Here is an 18,726-nt window from a genome sequence, read left to right as displayed (position 1 = left end):
TTATATTTCTAGTTTAGCTATAAAAAAGAAGTTGGTGATTTTATTTATCCTGTCAATTATCGTTCCCAAATTAAATTCATGGCCTTGTTTATGATCTCTTGTCGTTCGACTAATTGGTTTAATTCTTCTGCTTCATATTGACCTTCAAAAGCTTCAATGGCTGCTTTTTCTAATGCTAAATCATAAGCATCTTCTAGAGTTGCTGCTAATTCTGTTTCACTCATATAAGTTTCTTTTGCTTTTTCACGACAATTACTGCGTTGAATTTGCTTGACAGAGTTGCGAATAGAAAGATTCCAAGACCTAGTGGTGCGATTTTCAGCAGTTTGTTTAATTAGGTGTAAAAGTAAAATGATGCCATAGCTAAATATTTTATTCAGTTTATCAGATTTGCTCATTTCTTCTAATTCTTCGACAATTAACAAGGCTTCTGTGATATTACCTTGGTGTAGAAGTTCTTTGAGGGTAAGTAGTTCTTCCATGGGCTTGATTTTCCTAATTTTTTATCGCTAAGGTTAATCCGTCTGCTATGGGAACTAAACTTATGGTAATTCGGGAATCTTGGTGTAGTTTGCGATTAAAAACCCGGATTTTATGAGTTTGATTATCCTGTATTTCTGGATCTGCTACTTTACCTGACCACAGTACATTATCAATGGCAATTAGTCCACCACTACGAATTAATTTCAGACAATGCTCGTAATAATTCTCATAGTTACCTTTATCAGCATCAATAAACGCAAAATCAAATGTCCCTGCTTCTCCTACTGTCAATAAATGATCTAATGTTTCTAAAGCTGGTGCAATATGCAAATCAATTTTATCAGCTACTCCCGCTGCTTGCCAATAACGACGGGCTATACTTGTATACTCTTCACTGACATCACAAGCGACGATTTTTCCATCTGCGGGTAAGGACAAAGCCACGACTAGGGAACTATAGCCAGTAAATACACCTATATCTAGTGTCTTTTTTGCTCCTAAGAGTTTAATTAACAAGGCCATAAATTGTCCCTGTTCCGGTGATATTTGCATTTGGGACATTGGCATTTGAGCGGTTTCCCGACGCAGTTGGGTTAAAATTTCCGCTTCTCGCAGGGAAACTGAAAGTAAATAATTATATAGGTTTTGTTCTAGTCCCAGGGTTTGTTTTGACATGATTTATATTTATTAATTATTTTATGATAGTTCTTCCTTATCGAAATCATCATAACAAATTTAAAATCAAATGTCAACCCCTAAATTCTCTTTTAAAGCGGAATTTTTTAAACAGGCTTTAAAAAATTATTTATTGACAAAGTTCTCAGTTTCGACTATGCTTATGTTATGAGTGGAAAAGTGTGCGCCCATATATATAGGGTTTTTATTTATCAAATTATTCAAAGCAGTAAAACCAACGTTTATAAATGATTCATGCTTTCAAGAACTTGGGTACACAAGACATTTTCGATGGTAAAGATTCTAAAGCTGCTCGAAAAACCTGTCCCTCATCCCTTTGGAAGCGTACAGTTCGTAAACTAGATCAATTAGACTCAGTTACAAGCCTAGAAGATTTAAAAATTCCCCCAGGTAATTGTCTAGAAGCATTAAAAGGTGATAGAGAAGGTCAGTATAGTATTCGCATTAATGATCAATATCGAATTTGCTTTTTTTGGCGAGAATTAGGGGCAGATGCCGTGGAAATTGTAGATTATCATTGAGGTATTAATCACATTTATGAAAATCCCAACCCATCGTCCTCCTACCCATCCTGGAGAAATGTTATTAGAAGAGTTTATGATCCATAAAGGTTTAACACCCCAAAAAATAGCTGAGTCTATAGGTGTTACAGAACAGCAAATTGTAGATTTAATCGCAGGTAAACAGCATATCACACCCAGTTTAGCACTGCGGTTATCCAGGTTTTTTGGCATATCTGTTGATTTCTGGATGAATTTACAAGTTCGCTGGGATCTATATTATGCTCAACAAGCAGAAGCAGAATTTCTGAATACAATTAATCCTTTTGTCGCTTAATCATCCCCAAAATCCCCACAAACAATTATCCAACAACATCCTGAAAAATCCCAACTTCCCACAAACAATCATTAAACAACATCCTGTCAATCCTGTACTTCGACTTCGCTCAGTAACCGGATATCCTGATTCAGACAATTTTACCCCTTGACAAAATTCTCAGTTTCGACTATGCTTAGGTTATTGGTGGAAAAGTATGCGCCCATATATATAAGGTTTCCACATTCAGTATTTATCTAAAAAGAATTCCGCCTAACGGCGGGGTAAGGGAAAAGAAAAAAGAGCAGAGGGCAAAAGAGCAAGAGTATAAAGGGCTACTAAGTCATCGCCGCACCACTACATACAACCCGAAAACCAATAATGCCGTTGTTGATGTCGAGGTAGTCGTTGAAGCGATAAGCAGAACGGCAAAGATCAGGATTGAAGGCCCACGAACCACCGCGCAGCATTTTATAATCGCTTCGACTAATCAAAGCACTACCATTTACAGGCGCGTTTATATAATTTTCCTGCCAATCATCTTCGCACCATTCGTACACATTCCCGTGCATATCATACAAACCAAAAGCATTAGGGGGAAAAGTTCCTACATCTGTGGTTTGTACTCGATATTGTCCTTCGGGTGCAGCAGCGTAGGCATACTCACCATTATAGTTTACCAAATCTGGGGTAATACTTTCACCAAAATAAAAAGGTGTGGTTGTTCCCGCTCTACAAGCATACTCCCATTGTGCCTCACTGGGCAACTTATAGTTTTTACCTGTTTTTTGGCTTAACTTTTGACAAAAATCAACCGCATTATTCCAACTCACTTTTTCAACAGGACGATTAGCACCTTTGGAGTAAGCAGGGTTATTTCCTATGATAGCTTCATATTGTGCTTGAGTCAAAGGATATTTACCAATAAAGAAACTGGGAACATTAACTTGATGTTGGGGACTTTCACGATCAAATCTTCCCTCTTCATTTTCCGGTGAACCCATGTAAAATGTCCCTGGGGGTATTTCCACCATTTCCAACTTCACCCCATTTCCTAAATCTTCCACAAAGTAATTTGCTGAGTGGTTGCGTTTGTTGATAATGCTTCCTTTATTGTTAGTTGTGACAACTTCAAAAGTGAAAGTTTTGAGATGATTATTTTGTGATTGAATACCTAAATATTTAAACCATTCTGTAATAGACTGAGGACGGTTTTGATAATCTAACTCCATTCCCTTGAGAATAGCATCATTTACCTTTTGACTAATTTGAGAATTGTATTTTTGTGGTGGTTTAATCGCCATTTTCATATCTAGCATGATCTTAGCATTGAGATAAGGACTAGGCAGAGGAATAAAAGGAGGTTCATGAACAGCGATAATTACATATAATGTGGCTGCTAAAGCATAGATATCTAAAGCCGGCGTGAAATTACTTCTATTTTCAAATTGTTCAGGTGGTGCAAAAACCGGAGTTTTGGCATTTGTTAAACTCATCAATTCCGCAAAGTTGACTTCTCTAGCTAAACCAAAATCAATTAATATGGCTTGATTGTCAGATTCTCGCAGTAAAATATTCGCAGGTTTAATATCTCGATGCAGATAATTACGACTATGAATATAACTTAAAGCTTCTCCAATGCCTTTAATAATTCCTAAACCTGCACTTTCACTAAAAACACCATTCGCGTATAAATATTGTTCTAAATTTTTGCCTTTGACATATTCCATCACCATACAAGATAAACCATTTTCTTGAAACAGTTCAGGATACACTTTGACAATGTGAGGATGATCAAAGGTAGCTAAGACCATCGCTTCGGTGTTAAACTTGTCCTGTTCTGCTGCTAAAAATTCTCCAAAACCTTCTGTATTCCCATATTTATCTCGATAGCGTTGTTTCAAAAAGGAGACGTTGAGGCATTTGATAGCGACTTGTTTTTTGCGTTTATGATCTTGCGCTAAATAGGTAATACCAAATCCTCCCTGTCCAAGGGTGTCAATAATTTCGTATTGTCCTCTTTTGAGTAGTTGCCCTGGGGTAAAATAAGCCATAATAAAATTTAAGTTGTCTGAATCAGGATATCCAGGATTTGAGGATTTACAGGATAAAGAGGAAAATAATCATGTTGGTGGTTGAAAAGTCTATATATATGGGCGCACACTTTTCCACCCATAACATAAATATAGCCTAGCCTTTGAGATTTGTCAAGTCTTAATAGATTAAATTGTCCAGGATTTGAGGATTTACAGGATAAAGAGGAAAATAATTATATTGGTGGTTGAAAAGTCTATATATATGGGCGCACACTTTTCCACCCATAACATAAATATAGCCTAGCCTTTGAAATTTGTCAAGTCTTAATAGATTAAATTGTGAGAATCAGTGCGTAGGGTGCGTCACCCTCGATAACTTAGTAAAAAAACAAATTCCCTGCATCTGACGCACCTAAGTAGTCGGACAAAATTAAATTCACTCTCTGCGTCTGTGCGTGAAAAAAATCATTGCATTAATCAGCAACACCACAGGGAATATATGTAGAGATGTTACGGTGATCGAAATTTCTGAAAAAAGTGTTAATTTGCCCTTTAAAATTAAAGATTATTCTGTAAACTCGCTTGCATCAGAGGGGGGTATTTATGAGTCGTCCCATTATTCTTGGTATTGTCGGTGATAGTGCTGCTGGAAAAACAACCCTGACTAGAGGTATCGCGCAGGTACTCGGTCCAGAAAATGTGACTATGATCTGTACGGATGATTATCACCGTTACGATCGCATACAACGGGCAGAGATTGGTATTACAGCATTACATCCTGATTGTAACTATTTGGATATTATGCAGCAACATTTATCGCTGCTACGAACAGGACAACCCATTCTGAAACCAGTTTATAGCCACAAAACAGGGACTTTTGAACCACCGCAATATATCAAACCCAGTAAATTTGTCATCATCGAAGGCTTACTAGGTTATTCTACTCGGATCGCTCGTGATGCTTATGATGTTAAAGTTTACCTCGCACCTCCTGAACCAATCCGCGCTAATTGGAAGGTAAAACGGGATACTCAAAAGCGGGGATATACTCCAGAACAGGTATTAGCGGAATTAGATAAACGTGAACCAGACTCAGAAGCGTATATTCGTCCCCAGCGTCAATGGTCAGATATTGTTGTTAGTTTCTATCCACCTAATAATGAAATAGATGAAACTAATGGACATCTAAATGTGCGGTTGATGCTACGTCCTTCTATTCCTCACCCGGATTTTACGGAAATTATTCACGCTGGCCGTGGTGATTCCCAGTCAGCTATCCGTTTGGGACTGGATAGAGATATGGGAAAACCAGTGGATGTTTTAGAAGTTGATGGTCATGCAACTTTGGATCAGGTGAATAAAATCGAACAGATTATGTGTGCAGATATGCCCTATTTAAAGAATGTTTGCGATCGGGAAGTTAATCCAGAATTGGGTAAAATTGCCGGTACAACTGGAGAAACTCTGCAAAGTTACCCCCTTGCTCTGACTCAATTAATTATTACTTACCATATGCTCAAAGCTACGCAGATTTATCAATAAGGAATTTCGCATAATTTGAGGTGAGTTTAAAAGGTGCATTTTCATAGTTTTATTAAACGCAGATAAACGCAGATAAACGCAGATGAAGATGGATAAATTTTCCCTGAACTTAGTTCCGAAAACTGGTGTTGCTGGGTTGGAGTATCAAACCAGGAAGATATCAAATCTCAAATTGGTATGACTTATTGTCTCAGAATAGCCGACTTGCCTGAAAATGAACGCCCCCGTGAAAGATTAATGACTCATGGACCGAAAATTTTAGCCACAGCGGAATTAATCGCTATTCTACTGGGTACTGGTCAAGGACCTGGTAAACTATCAGCGGTCGGTTTAGGGCAATATATATTACAGCACTTGGGTAAAGGACAGTGTGATCCCTTAGCCGCTTTACGAGATGTCACCCCCGCTGAGTTAATGGAAATACCAGGTGTGGGACCTGCTAAAGCGACGACTATCTTGGCTGCAATTGAATTGGGTAAACGTGCTTTTTTATCCCGTCCCTCCGACGGGACAGTTATTGATAGTCCTATGTCTGCCGCTGCCGCGCTTAGTCAAGACCTGATGTGGCAAAATCAAGAACGATTTGCAGTGCTGTTATTAGATGTCAAAAATAAGTTATTAGGAACAAAGGTAATTACTATTGGGACTGCGACGGAAACTTTAGCCTGTCCCCGTGATATTTTTCGAGAAGTGATTCGTCAAGGTGCTACACGGGTAATAGTAGCCCATAATCATCCTTCTGGAAGTTTAGAACCCAGTGAAGCAGATATAGAATTGACTCGTCAATTATTGGCTGGTGCGGAACTCCTAGCTATTCCTATTTTAGATCATTTAATTTTAGGTAATGGCAATCATCAAAGTTTACGAGAAATTACTACTTTGTGGGATAATTGTTCTCAGGTTGATTGATCATAGGATTCCTTGGTGTATGAAATCATGAACTTGTCTCACGCAGAGGCACACAGACCCCAGAGGAAGAGAGAAAGGAGAATTTTTAAAGATGGATTTTATCACTATTTTAGGATTGGTCGCAGGTGTATTAACTACGATCGCTTTTTTACCGCAAATGTTCCAAATTTGGCTGACAAAATCAGCGAAAGATGTTTCTTTTGTGATGTTAATTATTTTTATGAGTGGTTTGTGTTTGTGGTTGATTTATGGCATCATTATCGGGGCTTTACCAATTATTATGGCCAACGGGGTGACATTATTTTTTAATTTGATTATTCTATGGCTTAAAATTAAATATAGATAACTTTTAAATAACTTTACTACTAAAACACTGTGACATCATCTTTATTTGACTCAGAACGTCTTCTTTTTACCCCCGCAACTCCCAATAATGACTCTATTCCCGTGATTTTCGCTTTTCCTAATGAGTACACTGTGGGGATAACTAGTCTGGGTTATCAGGTAGTGTGGGCGACTTTGGCTACCCGTGATGATTTACAGGTAAGTCGTTTATTTACTGATATCCATGAACCACTTCCTAGATATCCAGAATTATTAGGTTTTTCTATGTCTTGGGAATTAGATTATGTGAATATTTTTCATCTTCTGGAATCTTTAGAAATCCCTATTCGGGCTAATTCTCGTCATCAAAATCATCCGCTAATTTTTGGTGGTGGACCAGTTTTGACGGCTAACCCAGAACCCTATGCTGATTTTTTTGATATCATTTTATTGGGAGATGGTGAAAATCTGCTTGGTGATTTTATAGATACTTTTAAAAAAGTTAGAAATGCTGATAGAAAAACTCAATTAAAAACTTTATCTCAAGTCCCAGGAATTTATATTCCTAGTTTATATGTAGTAGAATATATTACACCAGATGGGGCAATAAAATCAATTAATCCTATTGATTCGGAAATTCCGCCAATTATTCAAAAGCAAACTTATCGAGGAAATACTCTTTCTGCTTCTACTGTGGTGACGGAAAAAGCCGCTTGGGAAAATATTTATATGGTGGAAGTGGTGCGAAGTTGTCCAGAAATGTGCCGCTTTTGTTTGGCTAGTTATTTAACTTTACCTTTTAGAACTGCGAGTTTAGAAACTTCTTTAATTCCGGGAATTGAACGGGGTTTAAAAGTTACTAACCGCTTGGGTTTATTGGGGGCTTCTGTCACCCAACATCCAGAATTTACTGAATTATTAGATTACATTAGTCAGCCTAAATATGATGATGTGCGGTTAAGTGTCGCTTCTGTGAGAACCAATACAGTTACAGTTAAATTAGCTGAAACTTTGGTGAAGCGAGATACAAGGTCATTGACAATTGCTGTGGAAAGTGGTTCTGAAAAAGTCCGTAAAATTGTTAATAAAAAACTGTATAATCAGGAAATTATGCAAGCGGCTATTAATGCAAAAGCTGGTGGTTTATCTAGTTTGAAACTCTATGGAATGGTGGGAATTCCAGGGGAAGCAGCAGAAGATGTAGACGCAACTGTAAAAATGATGGAAGATGTTAAAAAAGCTGCGCCTGGATTGCGTTTAACACTAGGATGTAGTACATTTGTTCCCAAGTCTCATACGCCATTTCAATGGTTGGGAGTTAATAAACTATCGGAGAAGCGGTTGCAATTATTACAAAAGAAACTCAAGCCCCAAGGTATAGAATTTCGACCAGAAAGCTATAATTGGTCAATTATACAAGCTTTGTTGTCCAGAGGCGATCGCCGACTTTGCCAATTATTAGAATTAACCCGTGATTTTGGGGACTCTTTGGGCAGCTACAAACGCGCTTTTAAACAACTAAAAGGACAAATTCCCGACTTAGATTTTTACGTTTATAGTAATTGGTCAACTGAGCAAATTTTACCTTGGAATCACTTGCAAGGACCACTACCTCAGTCTACATTAATTAAGCATTTAGCAGAGGCCACAAACTCAGAATTAAATCATCAATAATGTACACAGATACTATATACAATATAGATTTAGATAGATTTAGAAATTTCTACCTCCTGACTGAAAATGAACCAAATTATTACTCAAGTTGACGCTTTTACTAATAGTCCATTCACGGGAAATCCTGCGGCTGTCTGTGTTTTAGATAGTCCCAAATCTGAGTTATGGATGCAAAATATCGCTGAAGAAATGAATTTATCAGAAACCGCTTTTGTGGTCAAACAAAATGACGGTTTTAATTTGCGCTGGTTTACACCAACAGTAGAAGTTCCTCTCTGTGGACACGCCACTTTAGCCAGCGCTCATGTATTATGGTCTCAAGGACATTTATTATTAAATCAAGAGGCTCATTTCTATACAAAAAGTGGTATATTAATAGCTAAACTCGAAAATGATTGGATTCAGTTGGATTTTCCGGTAAATCTCTCTCAAACTGTACCAGCACCTCCAGAATTAAGTCAAGTTTTAGGAGTGACTTATAAATCTGTTTTTGAAAATTCTCTCGGTTATTTAGTTGAAGTGGAATCTGAACAATTAGTTAGAGAAATGCAACCGAACTTCCAACAGATGAAAACTTTACCTAAAGCTGATATTATCGTCACTAGCATCGCTAATTCCGACTCAGAATATGATTTTGTCTCCCGCTTTTTTGCTCCCGGTTTAGGGATTAATGAAGACCCGGTAACAGGTGCAGCACATTGTTGTTTAGCACCATTTTGGCGGGATAAATTGGGAAAAGATCGGTTTTTAGCCTATCAAGCTTCTCGTCGGGGTGGAGTGGTAAAAGTGTATTATCCAGGAAAAAACCGCGTTTTTATTTCTGGACAAGCTGTAACAGTTATGCGAGGAGAATTAACTCTAGATTAAACTCTCTAATTAAGGATTAATTATTTAACTAAGGCTTGAGATCATGAGATTTTATCCGCATAAGAGTAAATGATATTCATATTTCCCAAAAATAAAATAATCATGGTCAACAGCGCAACCACACTAGCAAAAAACTTTGTTCGTTGAGATTGAATTAAAGAATGAATTAAAAAAGGTGTAATTAATAAACAAATACATCCTATAAATAAATACTTTGTCATTGATAATTCTAGCCAAAACTTACCTAATCCATATTGTAGACTGTAATTGAAACTCCACCCGACTATAAAAATACTGATTAAACAAGCATTAAGAAAATCTGGGTGGCTGATAAAATCCTCCCAAAATATTCCTAACGCTAAAAATAGAAAAGGAAAATATGGAATTAGATACCAAGCATAAAAATGGCTTTGTGATCCAGTAAATAAGAGAATAAATGAATAGACGATAATGGGAATATAAATAATTTGATATTTGATATTATCCTGATATGATCTAAAAACTGCAATCAAAACTAGCCAACTAAAGGTTAACCAACCATCTTCAAAAAATACAGGTTTTAAGATGATTTCTTTAAATAATAGAAAATTATCAAAACGCTCAGTATGGGATTGTAGTATTTTTATAAAAAGTTCAAAATCATAAATACTACCATAAATAAAATAGATAGATAATAATAATAAGCCAATTACAAAAACTACTAAACTTTCTCGCAATTTATGACGATAAATTAGCAGTAAACAAAGCACAGGTACAAGAAAAAAGCCCGTAATTTTGGCTAAAGATGCTATCCCAGCTAAAAAAGCTGAAATATAAAGATAAGTAGAGTTACTAGAGTCGCAATATTTTAAAAAACAAAGTAAAGTGACTAAACTTAAAAAAAGAATTAGATTTTCACTAACTGCTAATCTGGAAAGAAAAACAGTATTAGGATTTGTTGCAAAAATTAAAGTGGAGATGATCGCAATCTTAGTGTTACATAGTTTTAAACTTAATCTATAAAATAGAGGAATAGCGAAAATACCAAATATTAAAGATGGTATTCTTATGGATGTTAAAGTGCAATCATAAAAAGTATTTGCTCCTGCTAAAATTGCTGCGCTACCAACAATTAAACTAAATAACGGAGGATGATCTAACCAGGGAGTTACTAATTGATAAGTTGCATTTTTCCAGTCAACTGTGGGAATATATCCATAAGCTTTTAACCAAGACCAACTTGTAGGTACATGATCTTTAATCAAACTCATTCCACTCCAAGCAAAAGCATACTCGTCAGCAGTCCAATTATGTACAGGAATTTGATCATAATTATAGATTCTAATTCCAGCACCTAATATGGTAATGAGGGTACAAAAAAAATAATCTTTCCGAGCAAATAAACTTGTGAAAAATGGTGAAATTGAATTTAGCACTTTGATAATCTCTATTATTAATACTAGCTAGGGCTATTATAATCCTCCTAAGTTTTATCAATACGCCATTTTGCGTAAATCTTGATAATATATAACTGTTATTAGATATTTAAGAGATTTACAGCACTTCCCGCTGTTATGAGGTACATATCTAGCGGGCAAGATGCCCGCACCACAAGAGTTTCATGATTCAACTTTGTACTTCATCAGATTGGAAACCGCTGTATATCTATTTAATTACCAGTCGCAGAAATATGAAATTTCTCACAACTGGCATAATTTACAATTTTCCAGATCTGACTTTATTTGTGACTGTCAAGTAAAGCATGACGGGAAAAAATTCCTTTCAATTTCAAATTAGTGAATACATTTATAGAATTTACTAATTCTCGTTGTTCAGAACTTAGATTTAATGAGTCTAAAGCTTGATCAATATTATTACCATTGTGTAATTTATGGATAAGTAACTGACGTTGAGATGAATTTAAAATTCTGGCAATTTCTTTATTTCGTCGCTGACGAATAGCTTGTAATGCTTGGTTTTCTTGGGGAGTAAAATCATTTTTAGATAATTCGATATTATCCTTAATTTCCCCAGAGTTAGTAAAATAGTGATTTGCAGAAGCGAAAGGAATTTCCCATAAGAAAAACGCCAAAACAAAGACAAGCGCCAAAGTCAATAACCGTTGTGTCAATTTACTAATCATGTTGATTTTAATGTTAATAACAGCTTAAATCCAATTCTAGCTACAGGAATAGCATTAGATAATTTTTCTATTTTTGGTGACTACGTGCTAGAGATGCAAAAGTATTGATTTTTGACAGAACATATTTACTAGTAGAGAACAGCATAAATCCTAATTTCAAGAGACAGACAAGAAAATTAAGCTATTTCTATATTGGGGGTGAGGTAAAATGGATAATGTTTTCTCTATGACTAAATTCAGAAATTGATAATAAAGAAAAACATATCAGACATATAAATATTATGTTCTTTTATATTTCCCGACCCCAGGCTATCATAAAATTCATTAGCAAAGGTGATAGTCATGACAGAACAGTTATTAGAAAAACAAACAGGTCAAAATGAGGGAATAGATTTAGAAGCAGCTTTTCAAGAGTCTCATATTCAGGAAATTCTCGATAAGTTAGACCAGGAGTTAGTCGGGTTAAAGTCCGTCAAAAATAAGATTAGAGAAATGGCGGCCTTGTTGTTGGTTGACCGGATTCGTAAAAGCTTAGGATTAAATGCAGGTGCGCCCAGTCTACACATGACATTTCTAGGTAATCCGGGTATGGGTAAGACGACTGTAGCAATGCGTATGGCGGAAATTCTCTACCGTCTGGAATATATCCGTAAGGAAAATGTCATGTTAGTGACGCGAGATGATTTAGTTGGACAAGGTATGGGGCAAACTGCACCAAAAACTAGAGAAGTATTAAATAATGCCATGGGTGGCGTTTTGTTAGTTGATGAAGCCTATACTTTATACCGTCCAGATTATCCCGGAGATTTTGGTTTAGAAGCCATAGAAATTCTCATGCAGGTAATGGAAAACCAACGTGATGATTTGGTTGTCATTCTTGCCGGTTATAAGGACCACATGGAAAGGTTTTTTCATAGTAATCCGGGGATGAATTCTCGCATTGGACTACATATTGAATTTAATGATTATGGTGTGGATAATTTAATGATAATTGCCCAATCTATAGTCAAAGCGCAAAATTATTGCTTTAGTCCTGATGCGGAAAAAGCCTTCCGCGAATATTTAATTAAACGGAAGACCATGCCCCATTTTGCTAATGCTAGAAGTGTCCGTAATGCCATAGATAGAGCGCGTTTACGTCAAGCCAATCGTTTATTAAGTAGTGGTAAACTGTTAGAAAAACAGGATTTAATTACCATTGAAGCAGCAGATATTCTCGCTAGTCGAGTGTTTAGAGAAGGTGTTCCTGATTGTGAAACTGAAAGTTAATTTAATTCACATCCCGGACTTCTTTAAGAAGTCCGGGATATGAGAGTTTGGATCTTGTGGTTTATTTTTTCATTTTGTTGATTTCTTGTTGTAGTTCTTCAATTTGCTTGCGTAATCTTTCCGCTTCATTCTCACGTGTTTTTGGTGTAACATTGACTGAGCCAGCAGCAGAATATTCATAGTTACCTTTTCTGATTTCCTGGTATTCTTCTGATACTGCCCAACTGCGTAAATAGTGCAACCGCTCCACAGGAAAAGGATGACTTAACATCATTCCCTGGGCGCCATTGTAGATTAAAAACTTATATACTTGATTCAGTCCGTCATCATCTAGTGCTTGATATTTTTCTGACTGCTGAATAAATTCCTGTAAACTACATTCATGGGCATATTTGTTACTACCTCCAGAAAGTTTCATCATAGATGACATGACTGGATTTAAATCATCCATGACCAATAAAGCCGCTCTATCAGCCGATAACTCAGCTTTGCGTCGCCACTCAAAAAAGGCATAAATCAAGGCTTGACTGACAAAATTACCTAAACCCAAGGTTAATTCACCCAGGACAGAAGCGGCATTCATCGCCCACATCGCCATTTGGATTAAAATAGTATGACCGCATTTAATATGGCCTAGTTCATGAGCCAACACCGTCCGCAGTTCCGACTCATTGAGTAACTCTAGTAACCCAGTGTTAACGACTATGTATGGGTTGTCTTGTCCTAGTGCGTAACTATTGACTTGAGCATCTTGGGCAATAAATAATGTCGGTTCACCGCTAATATCCAAATCCCGGACACATTCCCGGAAAATCTGGTAAATAGTAGAATATTGCCGGGGTCCGACTTGTATGGAGTTACCCATTAAATAAACAAGTTGAGGGCGTTCATAGACAAATTCTACAAATTTACGAGCGATTAAGTCAAAGCCCGGTAAACTGCGTAAAGCTTGTTCTGCTTGAATATCTAATGGATGTCTGAAGGCTGCACTGGAAATTCCTGTATAAGTTGGCATAATTTAGATAATAAGTTGGTTGTGGGTTGTCCGTTGTTCGTTGTCAGTTGTGAGGAATTTCTATTCCCTCTTGACTCTTGATCATGTTCATGAGGTAGTTCAAAAAAACAGTTGTTATGGAATATAAAGCGCGTGATTGAAGCAGAAGTTCATTTATCATTACATAACTTCCTGCGATCGCAGGCGGGTTTCCCTTCTTGGCCTCATCATTTAACCATGGCTAGGTTGGTAGCACGCGCTTTGCGTTTGGGACGCAGCGCTTTAATTCAAGTTGGGGCGGTTTGTGGACACCAAGGTCGATATCGCACCAGTTTTATCGCTTCTGCTTTAATGTGGCATGGTTCTGTAATTATTGTCGCCTCGGAAACCGTACAGCAACGGTTGTTAAAGGTAGAAATTCCCCGACTCCAGCAGTGGCTACCAGCGAATAAATCCATTAGAACCGGGGATATTTGGCCAAGTCCCGATTTTCACGGTTTACTATTGATTTCCCCCGCTGCTTGGTTGAAGGGACAATTGGCTCATGACAATCCCTTTCCTGCTCATATTCCCACAATTATTGATGGTGTTGACGATTTAGAAGATTGGGTGCGTTTTCAGTTAACTGAAACTATTCAACCCCAGGATTGGGATCAGTTGATGCTTGCTTATCCATATCAAGTTGAGTTAATTCGGGAAGCTAAGATACAACTGACACATCAATTATTTCAGCGCCCGGAAAATCCCTATCACTGTTATCTAATTTCTCAGTCAGAAATAGAAATTTTACAACGTTTATACTTGTCTTTAGAGCCAAATCATCTTCCCGACTCTTGGCGGAATTTTTGGCAAAAAATCCCCAATTTACGAGATTCTTCCCTGAATTCTCCCTCTGACTTTCCCCTGTTTTGGGCGACTATTGCCCGTCGTCAAGGCTTATTTTCTTTACATTATGCTCCTATAGAATTAAGTAAAATCATTGCACCAATTTGGCAGCGTCAACCTGTAGTATTAATTGGTAGCGCTTTAGAACTAGAAACGGAAGCACCCCTTTTCCGTCAACGGTTGGGTTTAGAAGATGTTACCTGTTTAAAATTTGCTGCTGATAGTCAAGGAGAAGCAATTCAACTTTATGTTCCTTATAAGTTACCTTTACCAAATACACCAGAATTTCAAGGAGCTTTAATTCATCAAGTTCGTACTTTAGTATGTTTGAGTGCCACAGCCCCAGGAATGACGGTAATATTGGTAGGGGACGTGCCACTAAAGGCTAGGGTAGGAGCAATTTTGGCCTCCGAATTTGGTTCACGGGTGCAGGTGGAAAAGACTTGTTTAGATGAAAATGGGATTTTGATTACTGGTTGGGAATTTTGGCGCGAAAATCAAAGTGTTTTACCAGCACCCAGATTGTTAATTATTGCCACTTTACCTTTACCATCTTTAGAAAATCCCTTGGTAGCCGGTAGGGTAGCTCATTACAAGCGATCGCATCAAGACTGGTTTCGTTTATACTTATTACCAAAAGCCATGAACGAATTACAAAGAGCGATCGCACCTGTACGCGAAAATCAAGGTATTGTGGCTTTATTAGATACTCGTGTTGTTAACCGCAGTTATGGAGCGCAAATTCTCTCTTCTCTGAGTCCCCTAGCACGTTTAAACTACCTTGATCCTAGTTTATTTTCCAGCAATAATGAAGATGATTCTACTTAATTAATGGCGATAATCATCAACTCATGACTGATTTCTATTAAAATCTAAATTGAACTTGTCAACAAAGTCAATAATAAAATTATGGGTGAAGCAAAACGCCGTAAAAATTCACTAGGAGAGGAATACGGACAAAATACTGCTAGAATATTACCTTGGATTCCCATTACTAAAACTCAAGCTTCACAATTTGTAGCTATCACTACTCGTGGTGCATGGATAGGTATTGGTACTATGGTTGTTGTCTGGATCACAATCAGATTTATTGGGCCTGGTTTTGGCTGGTGGGAAATTGTTGGTTAATTTACAAATGAGATCCCCGACTTCTTTTTTAGATTATGTTTTATATTATAATTAATTAGTAAAGATAATTATAGTATGAATATATTTCAGAAGTCGGGATTCTGGGGACGATGATAATTTAGTTGTAAAATCCTTAATTTTTCATAAAAAATGCTCTTACATTTAAGCACTTGGCCGGAGGTTGAAACTTATTTACAACGATCTCCAGGGATTATTTTACCCATTGGTTCAACAGAACAACACGGACCAACAGGACTAATTGGTACAGATGCAATTTGTGCAGAATCTATATCAAAGGGTGTAGGGGAAGCAACTCAAGCAATGGTTGGACCAACAATTAATGTGGGAATGGCTTTACATCATACAGCTTTTCCGGGAACAATTAGTTTACGTCCTAGCACTTTAATCTTAGTAGTTAAAGATTATTTAACCTGTTTAGTAAAAGCTGGTTTTACCAAGTTTTATTTTATCAATGGACATGGGGGAAATATTGCGACTCTCAAAGCTGCTTTTTCGGAAACTTATGCTCATTTAGAAGACCTACAAATTCCTAATTTTGCCAAAGTTAAATGTCAAATTGCTAATTGGTTTATGGCTGGTTCGGTTTACAAACTCGCCAAAGAATTGTATGGTGATCAAGAAGGTTCTCATGCTACCCCTAGTGAAGTAGCTGTTACTCAATATGTTTATCCAGAAGCAGTTAAAAAAGCATTTCTTGCTCCAGAGGTTGCTGGTGGACATAAAATTTATAGTGCTATTGATTTTCGTTCTCGTTATCCAGATGGTCGTATGGGTTCAAATCCAGATTTAGCAACAACCGAACATGGTAAACTATTTTATGATTTATCTGTGGAGGAACTGAGTCAGGGATATTTGGAGTTTGTCAAGGAGGAATAGGTTTTTTCTCACGCAGATGTGCTTAAAAAACAAAGAGAAGTTAAGATGAGATGAGGATGATACAAATTCATTATATACATCCTGATTCTCAATATTATGCAAGCCTGGATACCTCACACACCACTACAGAATGGACAGTATATAATTAAAAAGGTCATCGGCACTGGTGGCTTTGGTGAAACCTATTTAGCACTAGATACGGAAGAAAATAGGTTGGTTGTGATCAAAACCCTCAACCGCGAACAACAAGAAAAACCAGATTTTGCGAAAAGACAAAAGAAGTTTCGCAAAGAAGCATTAGATCTATCAAAATGCTATCATCCCCATGTTGTCAGAGTCTACGACAATTTTGTCGAAAATGGACTTTGGGCTATTGTCATGGAATATATTGACGGGTGTAATTTACGGGCTTATCTAAATGAAAATGGCTATTTGTCAGAAACGGAAGCTTTGCGCTATATTGACCAAGTGGGACAAGCTTTAGAATGTATTCATGAACGAGGACTTTTACACAGAGATATCAAACCGAGTAATATTTTGTTGCGACCTAAAAGCAATGAAGCAGTTTTAATTGATTTTGGGTTAGCGCGGGAATTTAAACCTGGTAACATTAGAAGCATGACAGAGGTGAAAACGGAAGGTTACGCACCTATAGAACAATATCAACGTCAGGGACATTTTGGTTATTATACAGATGTTTATGCTCTAGCCGCGACTTTGTACACCTTATTAACTACCAGAGTTCCTATTCCCTCTAATTATCGCGCTGAATATGATGTACTTTTACCACCACCGAAAAAATATAATCAACAGATTAGCGATCAGGTAAATGCTGCTATTATTAAAGGAATGGAGTTAGAATTTATAAACCGTCCTCAAACTGTACGGGAGTTTCGGGAGTTGTTAGGTTTGTTGGTTGAACCTGTTGCGAATATTCCCACACCACGTTTGGTTGAACCTGTAGCAAATATTCCCACACCACCACCGATTTATTATCCTCCCGTTCCGGTACAGCAAAGACAGCAGCAAAATATCCCCACACCTCAACCAGAACGTATTTCCTCTTTCTTGTCTAAGGTGAGACAAATTTTAACTGGTCAAAATTCTACTTCCAAACCTATAAATCAAAAGCTAAAATTAAAATCATCCTCTGGAATGGACTACAGAAAACTGCGTGACTTACTTGCAGCAAGGAAATGGCAGGAAGCAGACAAGGAAACTTTGCGAGTAATATTAGCAGTTGCGAAGCGGGAACAGGAAGGTTGGTTAAATACTAGTAGTATTGATAATTTTTCCTGTGAAGACCTTCGCATTATTGACCAGTTGTGGGTAAAATACAGTAATGGAAAATTCGGGTTTTCTGTTCAGAGAAAGATTTATCAAAGCTTAGGTGGAACTAGAAGCTACGACAAGAAAATTTGGGAAGCTTTTGGAGACAAAGTAGGTTGGAGAAGAGGAGGACAATGGTTCTACTACCAAGATATTACTTTTGATAACCAAGCACAAAAAGTGCAATTCGGAAGCTTCCCACGTATGTATAATAAGAAGTATATCTATATATTGGTATATATGTTAATCTTCTCTCGCGTTGAGACTTGTAAGTTATAACACGCCCCATAATTGTAGAATTTTAGGTGTAGAATTTTAGGGTAAATTGATAATCTTTAGCATTTTCTGTAGGTTCTCCCAGAATTTCAGATAATAGGGTGTGAAAAGTGAGAAAGATTTGGTAAAATATCGTGTCTGTGTGCATTATTCCCGATTTTTATGTTTCTTAATTACTGGTTTGTTTGTGAATTTAACCATCTTTCCAAGTCATTAATATCTGTAAAATCTAATAATGCTTCTCCCAGATTTTCCAGTTGTTCTATGTTTAAACTGTTGATATTTTCAATGTAAATATCTTTTAATTTTCCAAATCTTTTCGATAACTGACGTATCAATAAAATCATCTCACCATTCTGTCTCCCCTCCTGTCTCCCCTCCTGCTTTGCTTCTTGATAGACCCTTGTTTGCTTAATATCACTCACTAAAAACATTGCTTCTATCTCCTGACGGCTTAATTGTGAAAACTTGGACAATAA

At 37.0% G+C, this 18,726-nt stretch carries 20 protein-coding genes; 12 read left to right on the top strand and 8 right to left on the bottom strand.

Features of this window, described 5'->3' with window-relative positions; genetic code table 11:
- Positions 1-56 precede the first annotated feature (56 nt).
- Together H6F39_RS06865 and H6F39_RS06860 are read right to left on the bottom strand one after the other, a co-directional pair.
- The gene (locus H6F39_RS06865) at positions 57-482 is read right to left on the bottom strand and encodes a DUF29 family protein (RefSeq protein WP_190396437.1); all 426 of its coding nucleotides are present in this window, start codon (positions 480-482) and stop codon (positions 57-59) included.
- A gap of 13 nt (positions 483-495) precedes the next feature.
- The gene (locus H6F39_RS06860) at positions 496-1,158 is read right to left on the bottom strand and encodes a class I SAM-dependent methyltransferase (protein WP_137909384.1); all 663 of its coding nucleotides are present in this window, start codon (positions 1,156-1,158) and stop codon (positions 496-498) included.
- Between the two features lie 248 nt (positions 1,159-1,406).
- Between H6F39_RS06860 and H6F39_RS06855 the strand changes: the two genes are divergently transcribed.
- Positions 1,407-1,700, top strand: coding sequence for a type II toxin-antitoxin system RelE/ParE family toxin (locus H6F39_RS06855; RefSeq protein ID WP_137909383.1), 294 nt, complete (start codon positions 1,407-1,409; stop codon positions 1,698-1,700).
- A 16-nt stretch (positions 1,701-1,716) separates the two neighbouring features.
- The gene (locus tag H6F39_RS06850; protein WP_096670912.1) at positions 1,717-2,016 is read left to right on the top strand and encodes a HigA family addiction module antitoxin; all 300 of its coding nucleotides are present in this window, start codon (positions 1,717-1,719) and stop codon (positions 2,014-2,016) included.
- A gap of 317 nt (positions 2,017-2,333) precedes the next feature.
- Here the strand turns inward: H6F39_RS06850 and H6F39_RS06845 are convergent, their stop codons facing one another.
- Complete coding sequence (locus H6F39_RS06845; RefSeq protein WP_190396436.1) at positions 2,334-4,049, bottom strand: bifunctional serine/threonine-protein kinase/formylglycine-generating enzyme family protein; 1,716 nt, start codon at positions 4,047-4,049, stop codon at positions 2,334-2,336.
- Between the two features lie 585 nt (positions 4,050-4,634).
- Here H6F39_RS06845 and H6F39_RS06840 point away from each other — a divergent pair.
- The 5 genes from H6F39_RS06840 to H6F39_RS06820 all read left to right on the top strand — a co-directional run bounded on the left by H6F39_RS06840 (position 4,635) and on the right by H6F39_RS06820 (position 9,347).
- Positions 4,635-5,573, top strand: coding sequence for a phosphoribulokinase (locus H6F39_RS06840; protein WP_190396435.1), 939 nt, complete (start codon positions 4,635-4,637; stop codon positions 5,571-5,573).
- Positions 5,574-5,750: 177 nt separating this feature from the next.
- Positions 5,751-6,482, top strand: coding sequence for a DNA repair protein RadC (gene radC / locus H6F39_RS06835; RefSeq protein ID WP_137909380.1), 732 nt, complete (start codon positions 5,751-5,753; stop codon positions 6,480-6,482).
- A 91-nt stretch (positions 6,483-6,573) separates the two neighbouring features.
- On the top strand, positions 6,574-6,828 hold the full coding sequence (locus H6F39_RS06830; protein WP_137909379.1) for a SemiSWEET transporter: 255 nt from the start codon (positions 6,574-6,576) through the stop codon (positions 6,826-6,828).
- Positions 6,829-6,857: 29 nt separating this feature from the next.
- Positions 6,858-8,480 (top strand): radical SAM protein, encoded by a 1,623-nt coding sequence (locus H6F39_RS06825; RefSeq protein WP_190396434.1) that lies wholly within the window; start codon positions 6,858-6,860, stop codon positions 8,478-8,480.
- 66 nt (positions 8,481-8,546) lie between these two features.
- Entirely contained in the window at positions 8,547-9,347 is an 801-nt protein-coding gene (locus H6F39_RS06820) for a PhzF family phenazine biosynthesis protein (protein WP_137909377.1), read from the top strand.
- Between the two features lie 41 nt (positions 9,348-9,388).
- Here the strand turns inward: H6F39_RS06820 and H6F39_RS06815 are convergent, their stop codons facing one another.
- The gene (locus H6F39_RS06815; RefSeq protein ID WP_190396433.1) at positions 9,389-10,762 is read right to left on the bottom strand and encodes a glycosyltransferase family 39 protein; all 1,374 of its coding nucleotides are present in this window, start codon (positions 10,760-10,762) and stop codon (positions 9,389-9,391) included.
- 302 nt (positions 10,763-11,064) lie between these two features.
- A complete protein-coding gene (locus H6F39_RS06810) occupies positions 11,065-11,469 on the bottom strand; it encodes a hypothetical protein (RefSeq protein ID WP_190396432.1) in 405 nt (134 codons plus the stop codon).
- Positions 11,470-11,811: 342 nt separating this feature from the next.
- On the opposite strand from H6F39_RS06810, the gene H6F39_RS06805 reads away from it, so the two are divergent.
- A complete protein-coding gene (locus H6F39_RS06805; RefSeq protein ID WP_190396431.1) occupies positions 11,812-12,738 on the top strand; it encodes an AAA family ATPase in 927 nt (308 codons plus the stop codon).
- Positions 12,739-12,799: 61 nt separating this feature from the next.
- Here H6F39_RS06805 and H6F39_RS06800 read toward each other — a convergent pair whose 3' ends face one another.
- Positions 12,800-13,753, bottom strand: a complete 954-nt coding sequence (locus tag H6F39_RS06800) for a M48 family metallopeptidase (protein ID WP_137909373.1) — start codon at positions 13,751-13,753, stop codon at positions 12,800-12,802.
- A gap of 132 nt (positions 13,754-13,885) precedes the next feature.
- Here H6F39_RS06800 and H6F39_RS06795 point away from each other — a divergent pair, with 132 nt between their 5' ends.
- The 4 genes from H6F39_RS06795 (at position 13,886) to H6F39_RS20605 (ending at position 18,250) form a co-directional block, all read left to right on the top strand.
- On the top strand, positions 13,886-15,445 hold the full coding sequence (locus H6F39_RS06795; protein ID WP_137909372.1) for a helicase C-terminal domain-containing protein: 1,560 nt from the start codon (positions 13,886-13,888) through the stop codon (positions 15,443-15,445).
- 81 nt (positions 15,446-15,526) lie between these two features.
- Positions 15,527-15,745, top strand: a complete 219-nt coding sequence (locus H6F39_RS06790; protein ID WP_137909371.1) for a DUF2839 domain-containing protein — start codon at positions 15,527-15,529, stop codon at positions 15,743-15,745.
- 150 nt (positions 15,746-15,895) lie between these two features.
- Positions 15,896-16,642 (top strand): creatininase family protein, encoded by a 747-nt coding sequence (locus H6F39_RS06785; protein ID WP_190396430.1) that lies wholly within the window; start codon positions 15,896-15,898, stop codon positions 16,640-16,642.
- 96 nt (positions 16,643-16,738) lie between these two features.
- A complete protein-coding gene (locus H6F39_RS20605) occupies positions 16,739-18,250 on the top strand; it encodes a serine/threonine-protein kinase (protein ID WP_242028617.1) in 1,512 nt (503 codons plus the stop codon).
- Positions 18,251-18,272: 22 nt separating this feature from the next.
- Here H6F39_RS20605 and H6F39_RS06775 read toward each other — a convergent pair whose 3' ends face one another.
- Complete coding sequence (locus H6F39_RS06775) at positions 18,273-18,395, bottom strand: Rpn family recombination-promoting nuclease/putative transposase (RefSeq protein WP_236097207.1); 123 nt, start codon at positions 18,393-18,395, stop codon at positions 18,273-18,275.
- Between the two features lie 25 nt (positions 18,396-18,420).
- On the bottom strand, positions 18,421-18,726 hold a 306-nt coding region (locus H6F39_RS06770), incomplete at its 5' end, for a DUF4351 domain-containing protein (RefSeq protein ID WP_242028616.1).

This window comes from Dolichospermum sp. FACHB-1250 (genome assembly GCF_014696335.1).
Lineage (GTDB): Bacteria > Cyanobacteriota > Cyanobacteriia > Cyanobacteriales > Nostocaceae > Dolichospermum > Dolichospermum planctonicum.
The sequence above is the reverse complement of the archived record's forward strand: the minus strand, read 5'-3'. Positions and strand labels throughout refer to the sequence as shown.

Coding starts and splice junctions, on each gene's coding strand:
- H6F39_RS06775 (WP_236097207.1), bottom strand. CDS start 18,395: ATGCACACAGACACGATATTTTACCAAATCTTTCTCACTTTTCACACC.
- H6F39_RS06845 (WP_190396436.1), bottom strand. CDS start 4,049: ATGGCTTATTTTACCCCAGGGCAACTACTCAAAAGAGGACAATACGAA.
- H6F39_RS06785 (WP_190396430.1), top strand. CDS start 15,896: ATGCTCTTACATTTAAGCACTTGGCCGGAGGTTGAAACTTATTTACAA.
- H6F39_RS06820 (WP_137909377.1), top strand. CDS start 8,547: ATGAACCAAATTATTACTCAAGTTGACGCTTTTACTAATAGTCCATTC.
- H6F39_RS06840 (WP_190396435.1), top strand. CDS start 4,635: ATGAGTCGTCCCATTATTCTTGGTATTGTCGGTGATAGTGCTGCTGGA.
- H6F39_RS06790 (WP_137909371.1), top strand. CDS start 15,527: ATGGGTGAAGCAAAACGCCGTAAAAATTCACTAGGAGAGGAATACGGA.
- H6F39_RS06860 (WP_137909384.1), bottom strand. CDS start 1,158: ATGTCAAAACAAACCCTGGGACTAGAACAAAACCTATATAATTATTTA.
- H6F39_RS06830 (WP_137909379.1), top strand. CDS start 6,574: ATGGATTTTATCACTATTTTAGGATTGGTCGCAGGTGTATTAACTACG.
- H6F39_RS06850 (WP_096670912.1), top strand. CDS start 1,717: ATGAAAATCCCAACCCATCGTCCTCCTACCCATCCTGGAGAAATGTTA.
- H6F39_RS20605 (WP_242028617.1), top strand. CDS start 16,739: ATGCAAGCCTGGATACCTCACACACCACTACAGAATGGACAGTATATA.
- H6F39_RS06810 (WP_190396432.1), bottom strand. CDS start 11,469: ATGATTAGTAAATTGACACAACGGTTATTGACTTTGGCGCTTGTCTTT.
- H6F39_RS06800 (WP_137909373.1), bottom strand. CDS start 13,753: ATGCCAACTTATACAGGAATTTCCAGTGCAGCCTTCAGACATCCATTA.
- radC (WP_137909380.1), top strand. CDS start 5,751: ATGACTTATTGTCTCAGAATAGCCGACTTGCCTGAAAATGAACGCCCC.
- H6F39_RS06865 (WP_190396437.1), bottom strand. CDS start 482: ATGGAAGAACTACTTACCCTCAAAGAACTTCTACACCAAGGTAATATC.
- H6F39_RS06855 (WP_137909383.1), top strand. CDS start 1,407: ATGATTCATGCTTTCAAGAACTTGGGTACACAAGACATTTTCGATGGT.
- H6F39_RS06805 (WP_190396431.1), top strand. CDS start 11,812: ATGACAGAACAGTTATTAGAAAAACAAACAGGTCAAAATGAGGGAATA.